Origin of the sequence: Halomonas sp. 111 (assembly GCF_052379685.1) — a bacterium.
GTDB classification, from domain to species: Bacteria; Pseudomonadota; Gammaproteobacteria; order Pseudomonadales; family Halomonadaceae; genus Vreelandella; species Vreelandella citrativorans.
The window spans coordinates 28673-41779 of record NZ_JBQSYV010000023.1; the positions used below are offsets into that span (position 1 = coordinate 28673).

At 54.3% G+C, this 13107-nt stretch carries 14 protein-coding genes; 11 read left to right on the forward strand and 3 right to left on the reverse strand.

Annotation, left to right across the window (positions count from 1 at the left end; genetic code table 11):
- Positions 1-11: 11 nt before the first annotated feature.
- Positions 12-932 carry an ornithine carbamoyltransferase gene (argF, locus tag ACT3T7_RS15865; protein ID WP_444631532.1) on the reverse strand — a complete coding sequence of 307 codons (921 nt, stop codon included), beginning with the start codon at positions 930-932 and terminating at the stop codon, positions 12-14.
- A 209-nt stretch (positions 933-1141) separates the two neighbouring features.
- Between argF and grxD the strand changes: the two genes are divergently transcribed.
- From grxD to ACT3T7_RS15905, 8 genes are all read left to right on the forward strand, one after another.
- The gene (grxD, locus tag ACT3T7_RS15870) at positions 1142-1492 is read left to right on the forward strand and encodes a Grx4 family monothiol glutaredoxin (protein ID WP_172117071.1); all 351 of its coding nucleotides are present in this window, start codon (positions 1142-1144) and stop codon (positions 1490-1492) included.
- A gap of 140 nt (positions 1493-1632) precedes the next feature.
- Positions 1633-3732 (forward strand): DNA polymerase III subunit gamma/tau, encoded by a 2100-nt coding sequence (gene dnaX, locus ACT3T7_RS15875; RefSeq protein ID WP_444631533.1) that lies wholly within the window; start codon positions 1633-1635, stop codon positions 3730-3732.
- Positions 3733-3792: 60 nt separating this feature from the next.
- Entirely contained in the window at positions 3793-4119 is a 327-nt protein-coding gene (locus ACT3T7_RS15880; RefSeq protein ID WP_172117069.1) for a YbaB/EbfC family nucleoid-associated protein, read from the forward strand.
- A gap of 3 nt (positions 4120-4122) precedes the next feature.
- Positions 4123-4728: a recombination mediator RecR gene (gene recR / locus ACT3T7_RS15885; RefSeq protein ID WP_172117068.1), complete on the forward strand. Its 606-nt coding sequence runs from the start codon at positions 4123-4125 to the stop codon at positions 4726-4728.
- Between the two features lie 51 nt (positions 4729-4779).
- Positions 4780-5913, forward strand: a complete 1134-nt coding sequence (gene rnd, locus ACT3T7_RS15890; protein WP_444631534.1) for a ribonuclease D — start codon at positions 4780-4782, stop codon at positions 5911-5913.
- Positions 5910-6212, forward strand: coding sequence for a YcgL domain-containing protein (locus tag ACT3T7_RS15895; RefSeq protein ID WP_193057112.1), 303 nt, complete (start codon positions 5910-5912; stop codon positions 6210-6212). The genes rnd and ACT3T7_RS15895 overlap by 4 nt, the downstream gene beginning before the upstream one ends.
- Positions 6213-6220: 8 nt before the next feature.
- Entirely contained in the window at positions 6221-6790 is a 570-nt protein-coding gene (locus tag ACT3T7_RS15900) for an acyl carrier protein phosphodiesterase (RefSeq protein ID WP_444631535.1), read from the forward strand.
- Positions 6791-6821: 31 nt separating this feature from the next.
- Positions 6822-7277, forward strand: coding sequence for a YcgN family cysteine cluster protein (locus ACT3T7_RS15905; protein ID WP_172117064.1), 456 nt, complete (start codon positions 6822-6824; stop codon positions 7275-7277).
- A gap of 87 nt (positions 7278-7364) precedes the next feature.
- Here ACT3T7_RS15905 and ACT3T7_RS15910 read toward each other — a convergent pair whose 3' ends face one another.
- On the reverse strand, positions 7365-7532 hold the full coding sequence (locus ACT3T7_RS15910; RefSeq protein ID WP_444631536.1) for a hypothetical protein: 168 nt from the start codon (positions 7530-7532) through the stop codon (positions 7365-7367).
- A gap of 140 nt (positions 7533-7672) precedes the next feature.
- Positions 7673-9775: a S9 family peptidase gene (locus ACT3T7_RS15915; RefSeq protein ID WP_444631551.1), complete on the reverse strand. Its 2103-nt coding sequence runs from the start codon at positions 9773-9775 to the stop codon at positions 7673-7675.
- A 62-nt stretch (positions 9776-9837) separates the two neighbouring features.
- On the opposite strand from ACT3T7_RS15915, the gene ACT3T7_RS15920 reads away from it, so the two are divergent.
- The 3 genes from ACT3T7_RS15920 (at position 9838) to ACT3T7_RS15930 (ending at position 13024) form a co-directional block, all read left to right on the forward strand.
- Positions 9838-10266: a hypothetical protein gene (locus ACT3T7_RS15920; RefSeq protein ID WP_172117063.1), complete on the forward strand. Its 429-nt coding sequence runs from the start codon at positions 9838-9840 to the stop codon at positions 10264-10266.
- A gap of 33 nt (positions 10267-10299) precedes the next feature.
- Entirely contained in the window at positions 10300-11079 is a 780-nt protein-coding gene (locus ACT3T7_RS15925; RefSeq protein ID WP_172117062.1) for a class II glutamine amidotransferase, read from the forward strand.
- A 259-nt stretch (positions 11080-11338) separates the two neighbouring features.
- Entirely contained in the window at positions 11339-13024 is a 1686-nt protein-coding gene (locus tag ACT3T7_RS15930) for an AMP-binding protein (RefSeq protein ID WP_193057114.1), read from the forward strand.
- Positions 13025-13107 lie beyond the last annotated feature (83 nt).

The window sequence follows — 13107 nt, forward strand, 5'->3', positions numbered from 1 at the left end:
TTGATGCGGGTTTATTCGCTAATCTGGCCAAGCAGTAAAAACTCGATTAACGCCTTTTGCGCGTGTAAGCGGTTTCCAGCTTCTTGCCATACCACCGCGCGGGGGTCATCAAGCAGCGTATGGCTGATCTCTTCGCCACGGTGTGCAGGTAGGCAGTGCAAGAACAGTACATTGCTTTGCGCCTGATCCAGCATGGTTTCTGTGACCTGGAAACCGGCAAAATCCGCTTCACGCTTGGCCTGCTCTTCCTCTTGACCCATGGACGCCCAAACATCGGTGGTCACCAGGTCTACGCCCTGAACGGCTGCCTGCGGGTCGTGCATTAGTGTGACGTGATCCCCAGCGGCCTCCATGATGTCGGCGCGTGGTTCGTAGCCTTTCGGGCAGCAAATGCGCAGATGGAAATCAAACTGGCGCGCCGCGTTAATCCACGAGTGACACATGTTGTTACCGTCGCCAATCCAGACGGCGGTGCGGCCCTTAACGCTTCCGCGTAGCTCGGTCCAGGTCATCACGTCGGCCAGTAGCTGGCAAGGGTGATAGTCATCGCTTAACGCGTTAATGACGGGAACGCTGCTGGCGCTGGCATAGGTTTCAAGGCCCGCATGAGAGAAGGTGCGGATCATAACGGCATCGACCATCTCGGAAAGCACGCGAGCGGTGTCTTCGATTGGCTCGCCGCGCCCTAACTGAGTGTCGCGCGGAGATAAGAACAGCGCGTGCCCGCCAAATTGCGCCATGCCGGTTTCAAACGATACGCGTGTACGTGTCGACGATTTTTCAAAGATCATCGCCAGCGTTCGGTTCGCCAGCGGCGCATACTCCGGCCCGTTGGCCTTAAGATCTGTTTTGATTTTAATGGCACGCTGAATCAAATAACTCAGTTCATCAGGCGTCAAATCCAGCAGGGTAAGGAAATGGCGTGTCGCCATGGTTGCTTCTCTCCGCGTAAAAACACCATCCTAGCGAGGCGGCGGGGGATGCGCAACGCGAACGGCACGCGTAGAATGGTCTCCAAAGATGAAGGCCGAGTACCGTACTCAGGTATTAAGGCAGGCGTCAGGCGCCTGGGTGATCTACGGTTTATTTCGTGCGTATACTGACCTTCGTTGCGCTAGTTCTTTACTTAAGGAGTACTTTTATGAGCACAACAGCCGAAAATATTCAGCGTCAAATTAGCGAAAATCCCATTTTGCTTTACATGAAAGGCTCGCCTCAGCTGCCGCAGTGTGGCTTCTCAGCCCAGACGGTCCAGGCCTTGATGAACTGCGGTGAGCGCTTTGCGTTCGTTAATATTTTGGATAACCCGGATATCCGTGCTGAGCTGCCTAAAATCGCCAATTGGCCTACTTTCCCGCAGCTGTGGGTTGAAGGTGAGCTGGTCGGTGGCTGCGATATCGTCGTGGAAATGCATCAAAACGGCGAGCTCGAAAAGCTGGTTAAAGAAGCTGCCCAGCGGGCAGGTGCGGAAGATGGTGCAGATAACGCCTAACGATAACGCCCGAGTTCCCCGCTCGGGCGGTTGGCGGGCTGCGGCGTAGCCGCTAGAATGGCGTTTTATCACGCATTGTGGCACCTGCTGTTATTGAAAGATGCATCATCAGGACAGCCCGCCGAAGGAAGTATTGCTCAATGAGCTATCAGGTTCTGGCCCGCAAGTGGCGACCACGTACATTCCACGAACTCGTGGGTCAGGCCCATGTTCAGCGCGCCTTGGTCAATGCGCTTGACCAGGGGCGTCTTCACCACGCCTATTTATTTACCGGCACCCGCGGTGTCGGTAAAACCACGCTTGCCCGCATATTGGCCAAATGCTTGAACTGCACAGCTAACGGGCGCGGCGATGAGGGCATTACCTCAACACCGTGTGGTCAGTGCGATAGCTGCGTAGCCATTGATGAAGGGCGTTTTGTCGACTTGATCGAAGTCGATGCGGCGTCGCGCACCAAGGTAGAAGATACCCGCGAATTACTGGATAACGTGCAGTATGCGCCCACCCAGGGGCGTTACAAGGTGTACCTGATTGATGAGGTGCACATGCTTTCAACCAGCAGTTTTAACGCGCTATTGAAAACGCTGGAAGAGCCGCCCCCTCACGTTAAGTTTCTGCTTGCCACTACTGATCCGCAAAAGCTGCCTGCAACGGTGCTGTCGCGCTGCCTTCAGTTCACGCTTAAACACATGCCGCCTGAGCGAGTTGTTGAGCATCTCACCTATGTACTGGGTGAAGAGGGCGTGGCCTTCGATGAAAGCGCGCTATGGCTATTAGGCAAAGCAGCTGAAGGCTCAATGCGTGACGCCATGAGTCTGACCGACCAGGCGATTGCCTTTGGGCAGGGCGCCGTCCGCCATGTCGATGTAGCGGCGATGCTGGGAGCCCTGGATCACCGGCATATTTTAGCGCTGGTAAGCGCGCTGGCGGATGTAGATGTGCAGCAACTGCTGGCTGAAGTAGCACAATTGGCAGAACAGGGCCCTGATTTTGCTGCCGTGCTAGACGAGCTGTCGGCTATTTTGCACCGTCTTGCCGTTGCCCAAATGGTGCCGGACGCCGTGGATAACAGTCATGGTGATCGAGAGGCTATTTTACAGCTCGCCAGCCGCTTTACCGCTGAAGATATTCAGCTCTACTACCAAATAGGGCTTCAAGGCCGAGGCGATATGGCACACGCGCCTGACTTGCGCAGTGCGCTGGAAATGACGCTACTGCGCATGCTGGCATTCCGGCCGCAGGGCGTGCCCAAGCCGCCCCGCACGCCGCTGCCGCTGCGTGCTGAGCCAACAGGGTCGGAGGGCAGTCAAAGCGTGGGGCAGAGCGCAGCGCCAGCCAGTACGGCGACTCAGTCACCTGCTTCAGCCTCGGCCAGCAATTATGTTCAACCAGAGCCCGAAGCGTCTGCCGCGTCTGCGGTTAGCTCTCTATCCGATGCTCCCGTACCTGGGACTGGGGATCAGCCAAAGGCAGACACAGACTATATAGACACGCCGCAAGCAGAGCTCGAAAAAAAACATGTCCAGCAGCCAGCGTCTGATGTACGTGTTGAAGGGGAAGCGCTTGGCGATAGTCCCGAAATACGGATGGGTTCAACAGGGTATAAAGCAGACGATAACGAGGCAGCTGCCGCGGATAGCCCAATGCCGCCGCCATGGTCGCTTGATGAGGTGGAGCAAGCCGAAGCACATGAAAGCGGCCAAACGGAAGCGCCTTCGCCAAGTGCTCGCAAAGCCCCCGCTTCAGAGGCTGTGTTGGCTTCAGCGCCGGTATCAACCTCTGAGTCAGAAGCCGTGCCAGCCCCTGGGCAGACAGCGCCCATCGCTGACGTCGGCAATGAAGTGCTGGACCATGCAAAATGGCTGCTATGCTTTGATTCTTTAGGCTTGGGCGGCTTAACGCGCAGTTTGGCGGCGAACTGTCTGCTGGAGAGCGACGATGGCAATACGTTGACGCTGCGCCTGGATCCAAGTCAGGCGGCCATGCAGGCAGAGATTCATAAAACGCGCATCGAGCGCGCATTAAGTGAACAAGGGTTGCCGCGCCGGGTCGAATTCGTGGTGGCCGAGCTGTCGACACAGAGTGAGACACCGCGTCAGCGCGAAGAGCGGTTGAATCAAGAGCAGCATGCGCAGGCTGTTGATCTCTTGAACCACGATCCCAATATACAGAAGTTACAGCAGGCGTTTGGTGCGACGCTGATAGAATCAACTGTCAAGCCTGCGGCCGCCAAGCGTTAGCATTGCACCGGATACTCGTTTTTTAACAACCCCGTCTTTAATTAGCCAGGAGAGCACACCATGTTGAAAGGTGGAATGGGCAACTTGATGAAGCAAGCCCAAGAGATGCAGGAAAAAATGCAGCGCATTCAGGAAGAAGCCGCTCAGTCAGAAGTATACGGTGAAGCCGGCGCAGGCATGGTTAAAGTCACCATGAACGGACGCCATGACGTGAGCCAGGTCAGCATCGATCCAAGCGTAATGGAAGAAGATAAAGAGCTGCTTGAAGATCTTTTAGCCGCCGCGGTGAATGATGCTGTACGTAAAGTTGAAACAAACTCTAAAGCTCGGATGGAAGAAGCAACGGCTGGATTGAACCTGCCGCCTGGTTTCAAGATGCCGTTCTAAGTAATGCGATTTTCTCCTCTTATTGAACAACTGATGGATGCGTTTCGTGTGTTGCCAGGGGTTGGGCCGAAGACGGCCCAACGTATGGCAATGCATTTGCTTGAGCGTGAGCGGGCAGGCGGTCAGCGTCTTGCTTCGGTCATTCAAAAAGCGATTGACGAGGTCGGCTACTGTCAGCGCTGTCGCACGCTGACCGAAGCTGATATTTGCGCGATATGCGAAACGCCTCGCCGCGACGATGCCTTATTGTGTGTGGTTGAGTCACCCGCTGATCAGCTGGCGATTGAGGAAGCGGGTGGCTTTCAGGGCCGCTATTTTGTGCTTCATGGGCACTTGTCGCCTTTGGATGGTATCGGTCCTGACGCGATTGGGCTTGAGCAGTTGGAAACGCGTGTAGCAGAAGGCCATATCGAAGAAATTGTACTGGCGACCAACCCAACCGTCGAAGGTGAAGCAACCGCGCACTATATCGCCGCTCAATTGGCCCATTACGGCGTGAAGTTTTCACGTTTAGCTTATGGTGTGCCTATGGGTGGTGAGCTTGAGTATGTCGATGGCGGTACCTTAAGCCGTGCGTTTAATGGCCGACAGCCCTTTACCAGCGATTAACCCACCAACATTGCAAGCGCAATCGCGGTTGTAGCAACCTGGAAGTATGCTTTGTCTTCTCTAGCCTCCCCCGTATACCAGTGGATTGACAGCCCCGAGGCGCTTGACGCGGCCTGCGCACAAGTGGCCAACGCCCCTGTCATCGCGCTGGATACAGAGTTTTTCCGTGAAAACACGTTTTTCCCCGTCCCTGCATTAATTCAATTTGCTGCCGGGGACGTTGCGTACTTGGTTGACCCGCTGGCCACGTCCTGCACGCCCGCCTTTCGGCAGTTACTGCAAAATAGCGCCATTAAACTGCTGCATGCGTGTAGTGAAGATTTAGAAGTTTTTCAGCATTGGGCCGGGGTGTTACCAACGCCATTGGTGGATACGCAGGTTGCTCAAGGGTTTCTCGGTGAAGTGCCCTCGATGGGGTATCAAAAGCTGGTGGAGTTTTGGATAGGCGAAACGCTGCCCAAAGAGGAGACACGCTCCAACTGGCTAGAGCGGCCTTTGACGTCCTCTCAGTGTGACTATGCGGCGTTGGATGTTATTTACCTGCTTCAAGTATGGGCGCATCAGGCTGAACGACTGGAAGGGTTAGGCCGCGGCCAATGGCTGCATGAAGAGTGTGCCAGTTTGATCGAACAGGCCGGGCGCAGTGTTGAAGCGGATGGCCAGTGGTACGCCCGTCACCGTCAGCTATGGCGGCTTGATCCGCGCCAATTAGAAGCTTATCGCCTGATGACCATTTGGCGGGAAGGCGAAACACGGCGGCGTAATTTGCCGCGCAATTGGCTTATTAGTGACAAGTTGCTGTTTGCGGCTGCTGACGCCATGCCGAAAAATCGCTATGAGTTGGCCGAGGTGGAAGGCTTTAAGCCAGCGTTGGTCAAAAAAGAGGGCGACACGCTATTGGCAATGGTTAAAAAGGCCCAGCACTGCGACGAAAATGAGCTGTTGGCGCGTTGGCCGGACCCGATGCAGCCCGCCTTTAAACAACGTTTCAAAGCCCTAAAATCCGTTATTAACACGAAAGCGGCCGGGCTTGGCATGGCGTCTGAAGTGTTGATGCGCCGCCGTGATATTGAGGCGTTGGTTATGCAGGACATGGCAAGCCAGCCTTTAACTCTGCCACAAGGATGGCGGGGCGAATGTTTCGCCGATGAGCTTGAGCAGGCATTAAAGGAGTTGTCTAAATGAGTGACAAGCTGCTTTGTGAGATTTTTAAAAGCTCGCGAAAAGATGAAATGTATTTATACGTTGATAAGCGCAAAGGGCTCACGCCCGTTCCTGAGGCGCTGCTTGCAACGTTTGGAAAGCCCGTTGCGGTATTCACCATGATTCTCACCGCCGATAAAAAACTGGCCCGAGTAAATGTTGATGACGTTATAGCCGCTATTGATGAGCAGGGCTTTTATCTGCAGATGCCGCCTGCAAAAGAGGATTACTTGCTTGATGTACATCGCGCGCAATTAAACGCGCGCGATGCGGCGCAGTAGCCGCTACCGTGAATTTCCTGGCCCATGCCTGGCTTGCCTGTGAAGGGAGTGATGATTTTCTTTACGGCAACCTGATTGCCGATGGTGTTAAAGGTAGCCATCTGGGTGATTGGCCAGCGGATGTCGCGAGCGGCATACAGCATCACCGTAAAGTGGATGCCTGGGTCGACCAGCATCCAAGCGTGCTAAATGCGAAACATCGGGCGCCTGCAGGTAAGCAACGCTACGCTGGGATTGCACTGGATATTGTGTGGGATCATTTTTTAGCGCGAGATAAGGCCGGCTTGCTTGAGCAGCAGCAAATGGTAGAGCGCTGTTATCGCCTGTTGTCAGCGAGACCGGCGCCCAATCGGCTGGAGGGGATGATGCCCTTTATGATCAAGCATGATTGGCTAAGAAATTACGCCGATTTTGATTTTACCTGCAAGGCAGTTGCGGGTCTTGGTCAGCGCTTGTCAGGACCAAATCGGCTTGCTGAACTCATCCCTTGGCTGCAAAGCGACTATCGTTTACTGGAAGCGGATTATCATTCGCTATGGCCAGCGTTAAGCGCCACGTTAAGCAGCGATGGGCTGTAAGTTACGCGTATAACCCGCAAGAGGAGTAAGGATGGAAACCGGAATGCGCGAGCGCTTTTGGGAGCGTTACACGCTGGAAGAGCTTACCCCGCAAGAGTGGGAGGCACTTTGCGATGGCTGCGGGCAGTGTTGCCTGTTAAAGCTACATGATGATGAAACGCAGGAGCTGGCCGTCTTGAACGTCGCCTGCCGCCTGCTGGATATTCAAAGCTGCCAATGCAGTGATTACCCGAATCGCTTTGATAGTGTGCCTGACTGCACCCAACTGACGCCTGCACTGGTAAAAGAGTTTACCTGGCTGCCCGCTTCGTGCGCGTATCGCCGAGTATCCGAAGGGCGGAAGTTAGCTGGCTGGCATCCGCTGCTGAGTAATGATGCGGAGCGCGTGCACCGTAAAGGCATCAGCGTGCGTAGCTTTGCGGTCTCTCAAGACGATGTGCCCGAACGAGAACTTGAATCCCACATTATTGCTGTACTGCCCATGTAAGTAACCATCCTGCTAGTGGCAGCCCCAGCCCTCTCCTTTTTGACGACATTAAGCCGGTCCACACAAATATCCAGCCTGACGTGATCGTTAGGCGACGGGCTTGTGCTTGGCTATATTTCTTAAGGCAAGCATTATGCCTTTGAACAAGGATGGTTGAGCCGCTGTGTTTTTAGCTGCTGTGTTTTTATTCGGCTTGGCGGACGGTTGCTTAAGCGGCATGTCCCAAATGGTTGGGAAGTGGTCCTGGTGCTTCATTGCTTGCTCCAATAGTAAAGGTAAAAGAATTCGACTAAAGTTCAGTATGAAGCAAAATGGTTTTTGTGGAAAGTATTTTCAAAAAATAAAAGGCAGCGCGAAGGCTGCCTAACGGTGGGAGGTTTAAAGCAGTGGGCTGCTTAGATGGCGCTATCTTTGAAATCGGCGGCTAACCCCAATGCCCAAAGGATAAACGCGTCCTGCCTAGCGGTATCTTGCCACGCTTTAAATCGGCCGGATGCACCGCCATGCCCGCTGCTCATATCGGTATGCATCAAAACAGGGGCGCTGCCTAGCTGCTGTTGGGTGACTTGCGCGTAATATTTGGCAGGCTCCCAGTAGCTCACCCGTGTATCAAACCAACTGCCTTCAATCCAAAGCGCGGGATACTCTTGGGCCGTTATATTGTCCATGGGCGAGTAGTGACGAATGCGTTCGGCCACTTCGGGTGTTTCGGGGTTTCCCCATTCGCTATACTCAGCGGTGGTTAGGGGAAGTTCGGGGTTTTGCATCGTGCGTAAGACATCCAAAAACGGCACATCAAGCACAGCGGCACAAAAAGCCCTGGGAGCACGATTAACACACGTGCCGACCAATAAACCGCCAGCGCTGGCGCCGTAAGCGACTACTCGCGCAGGATCACTTACTCCGCACTCCACCAGCGCATCCCGCGCGGCCAGAAAGTCGTTAAAGCTATTCTCCTTATGCGCCATTTTACCCTGCAAGTACCAGGGTTCACCCCGCTCGCCACCGCCGCGCACATGGGCAACTGCAAACGCGGCGCCGCGTTCAAGCAACTCCAGGCGGGCAATAGAAAACCACGGGTCAAGCGCTTCCCCGTAAGCACCGTAGCCATAAAGTAGCGTGGGTAATGGCTCGCCGACCAGGTCCGCACGCATTACGATAGAGACCGGTACTTGCTCGCCATCTGCGCTGGTGGCCCATATTCGGCGGCTTACCAACTGCTCCGGTGTTAAACCACCATAAACGGGAACGCGCTTAAGGAGTGTTCGCTCGCCATTGGCAAGATCAAGCGCAAACCAGCTGGGGGGCTGTGTAAAGGACTCCTCGCGTAAGCGTAATTCCTGGGTGTCAAAATGCGGCGCATCTTCAAGTGATTGGGAACAAGGTTGCTCTGGCAGGCTAAGGTAGTCGTCAACCAAGCGATGATGCTGTGCATCCAACACCCAGCGACGCAGCACTACCTGCGCTTGGGTATGGTCGCGCTCTGCGATAATCAGCCCCCAGGAAAACGCATCAATACCTTCCAGTGTGGTGTCATCGCGCGGCGCAATAAGCGGCTGCCAGCGTGCTTCAGGGTTGCCCAGGGCTGGTTCGTCCAGGAAGTCGAGCTGAAAATGCGCGCTTGTCTGGTTATGGACGCGGTAAAAGGTGCCTGGCCGGTGATCAATCGTGTACTCAACGCCGGATTGACGGGGCTGCACACAGAGTGGCACGGCCGATGGCCGATGCGCGGGCAGCGCGTAAATCTCGTTGGTATCTTTCGAGCCGCTTTCGATCAGTAACCACTGGCGCGAGCGGGTTTTGCCAATGCCCAGCCAAAACTCAGGGTCCTTTTCACGCAGCACCAGAGTAGGCGCTGAGTGCTGTGCAGGTGCGTTAAAAGGGAGCGATACTTGCCAAATACTGTCAGGGCGTTGGGTTGCATCAAATCGAGTAAAAAAGAGAGTTGCCGAGCTTGCTGTCTGGTCTTCAGCCCAACATAAGCCCGCACCAATATCGCTGAGCAGAGAGACAGGCTCGCCGCTGGGCAGCGATTTTATCCAAAGCGTGTAGCGCTCGTCTCCTTGTGTGTCCTCTGTCCAGGCGAGCCACTGCTCGTCAGGAGAGAGTGCCATATCGCCCATGTCATAAAATTCTTCATCCGCAGCACGGGCTTGAACATCAAAAAAACATTCACGCTGTGCCGGTTGCCCGTTTGGGAAACGCCACCAGTGAGGGTAATCATCGTCGGCGCCGGTCTCGCTCCAGAGCGTAAAGTGGTCAAGCGCTGTCTCAAGGCTGGTGACGGCAAGCTCACGGCGCGCAAGATGGCTTTTATAGAGCGTTTCGGCCAGCGGAGCCAGCGGTGCAAACCATTGGGCCTGCTGCTGGTTGGCGGCTTCTAAAAATGCGCTAACATCAGGCGAATCTCGTGCTTCCAACCAGTGCCATTTGGGATCATTAGCGCGATAATAGCGCGCGACGGGTGAGCCTGCGAGCGTGTCTGGCTGTGCTTTCATAAATTGATAGGTACCATAGCGGGAAATTAACGTCGGGTGCATGCACCCACATGAGGGGTATTATGCTGTTTACAGGTTCAATGTCACAGCTGTGGCTAAGTTATTACGGTATTTCGCTGCTGGTCGTCATTGCCATCTATTTTGCGGTGGCGTTTCTACCGCGTTTGCCGCGCCTGGTGGTGACGTGGGGAATGGCGGGCGCCATGTGGACGCCAGCGATGTTTCGTCTACCGCTAGTAGAAGAGGGTGAGTTCTATACCGGTTGGGCGCCTGCGGCGATGGTGGCCGCGGTTGGTTTTCTTGAGCATAACGTTAATGCGCTGCGTGGCAGCCTGTTGTGCCTGGTCGCTGGGATTGCTATCGGCGCAGCGATAGGCATCGCTCTCTGGTGGTGGCGTCGGCCGCCAAGTGCGCCGCCCGCCAAGCGCGTGAAACAGGAGGAAGCTGAAGACCCACAGCCTACGCGTCGTCGCGAACCGGTTATTGGTTAATGCAGATAATGAAAAGCGGAAGGAGGCGCGGTTATGTGTGAGCTGTTGGGGATGAGCGCTAACGTCCCGACCGATATCTGCTTTAGTTTTTCAGGCTTTTTACATCGTGGTGGCGGCACTGGGCCGCACCGCGACGGGTGGGGTATCGCTTTTTATGAAGAGGGCGGGTACCGCGAGTTTCGTGACCCGCATCCTTCTGTCAACTCGCCCATCGCACGGCTAATCTGCGACTACCCGATTAAATCAAACGTAGTGATTAGCCATATCCGCCAAGCAAACGTTGGCGGTGTGCGCCTGGCGAATACTCACCCTTTTACGCGTGAAATGTGGGGCCGCCCTTGGTGCTATGCGCACAATGGTCAGCTAAGCGAATGGCAGCACTTACCGTTGGGGGTGTACACGCCGGTTGGCAATACCGATAGCGAACATGCTTTTTGTTGGCTAATGGGTCAACTGCGAGACGCTTTTCCAACGGCCCCGGCATCGCCTGAATCTTTATGGGAGACGCTGCATGCACGATGTGAACAGCTACGTGCTTTGGGCGTGTTTAACTTGTTGCTGTCCGATGGTCAGTATCTCTATACCTACTGCTCGACGAAGCTTGCGCATATTACCCGGCGAGCACCCTTTGGTGATGCCGAGCTTTCTGATGCCGAACTTACGGTTAATTTTGCCGAGCACACGACACCCAATGATGTGGTTTCTGTTATAGCCACCGAGCCGCTAACCCACAATGAAGCCTGGTGCACCATGGTGCCCGGCGAGCTTTTAGTGTGGCGTGAAGGAGAAATCGAGGCGCGTTACTGTCCATAAGGGCTTGTCCATAAGAACTGTCTATAAGAACTGTCCATAAGAACTGCCCATTACGCTACATTGTTACGTAGACATTTAGAAAAGATGGGAGGAAGGTTAGGAGGAAAGTTAAGAGCTCGGCCCTTTATCGGCTAAAGTTGAAACACAAGTTTCAATCGATCGTTTTACAGCATGTCTGGGGTCGTATATCGTTGGCCCTCTTGCCTCGCGACAATAACAAGGTCGGTTATAACATCGACATGGATAGCGGAGATTGCCCATGAGCGAACACGCCACAGCGCCTATTTTACGCGGCCCAGCGCTTGAAGGGTTGGATAAGTACAACTCTGTCACAGATGTTTTTCACGCGGCAGTAAGCCGGTATCAGCAAAAGCCTGCTTTTAGCTGCATGGGCAAAACGCTTACTTTTGCTGATCTTGACCGTCTTTCAGCAGACTTTGCCGCTTGGCTTCAGCACGAGACTGATTTGAAGCCGGGCGACCGGATCGCCATTCAACTGCCCAATGTCTTGCAATTCCCCGTGGCGGTGTTTGGCGCCATGCGGGCAGGTCTGGTCGTGGTAAATACCAACCCGCTTTACACCGAGCGGGAGATGACCCACCAGTTTAAGGATTCTGGTGCCAAGGCTGTGTTGATATTAGCCAATATGGCTAAAAAGCTTGAAAACGTCGTTGATAAAACCGATATCAAACATGTGCTGGTCACCGAGTTGGGAGACCTGCACGGCCTGCCCAAACGGTGGTTGATTAATGCGGTCGTGAAGCATGTGAAAAAGATGGTGCCTGCCTACTCGCTGCCCACCGCGTTAAGCTTTCGTGATGTTTTGAAGAAGGGCGCTTCTTTAAATCACACTGAGGTAAGCCGAGAACAGGATGATTTGGCCGCGCTGCAGTACACCGGCGGTACAACCGGCCTGCCAAAAGGGGCGATGCTAACCCACCGTAACTTGATTGCTAATATGCTGCAGGCGCGTGCCGCTATTGGTACGCATCTAAACGTGGGCGAGGAGTTAGTAATAGCGCCACTGCCGGTTTATCACATCTACACCTTTACAGTGAACTGCCTGTTTTTAATGGAGTCGGGCAATCATTCGCTGCTGATTACCAACCCCCGTGATCTGGACAGTTTTATAAAAGAGCTTAAAGGGCTAAAGTTCACAGCGTTTATTGGCTTAAATACGCTGTTCAATGCGCTGTGTAATCGTGACGACTTTAAGCAGCTCGATTTTTCCCATCTAAAGCTGACTATTTCTGGTGGTATGGCACTAACCAAGGCAGCCGCCCAGCGTTGGGAGCAAACGACAGGTTGCCCAGTTGCTGAGGGGTATGGATTGACAGAAACCTCGCCAATTGTGAGCTTTAACCCAACCGATGCTATTCAGTTGGGTACGATCGGTAAGCCCGTTGCAGGCACCTCGGTAAAAGTAGTGGATGCTGATGGCAATGATGTGGCTCTGGGCGAGCCGGGCGAGCTTTGCGTGCAGGGCCCTCAAGTGATGAAGGGATACTGGCAGCGCGACGATGAAACCCGTAACTCCATCGATGAGGGCGGCTGGTTCCATACCGGTGATATCGCCGTGCTTCAGGATGACGGCTACATCCGTATCGTTGACCGCAAGAAGGATATGATTCTGGTGTCGGGCTTTAACGTCTACCCCAATGAGGTGGAAGACGTGGTCGCCGCCCATCCGGATATTATCGAAGCGGCGGTAGTCGGTGTGCCGGACGACGACGCAGGTGAAGTCATCAAGCTGTTTGTCGTCTCCAAAAACAGTCAGTTGGATGCCGAAACGCTGCGCAGCTGGTGCAAAAAAGAACTTACCGGCTATAAAGTGCCCAGGTTCATCGAGTTTCGTGATGAACTGCCCAAAACCAATGTGGGCAAAGTATTGCGTCGTGAACTGCGCGATGAAAATAAGCCTGCGGCCAGTGAGGCAGATAGTTAGAGGAAGCGTCTATAGTGACGAAAATAGATAACGCACTGATGAGCGATTACGCCACTGGTTAGGCGTCGCGTTGGTGAAAGCGT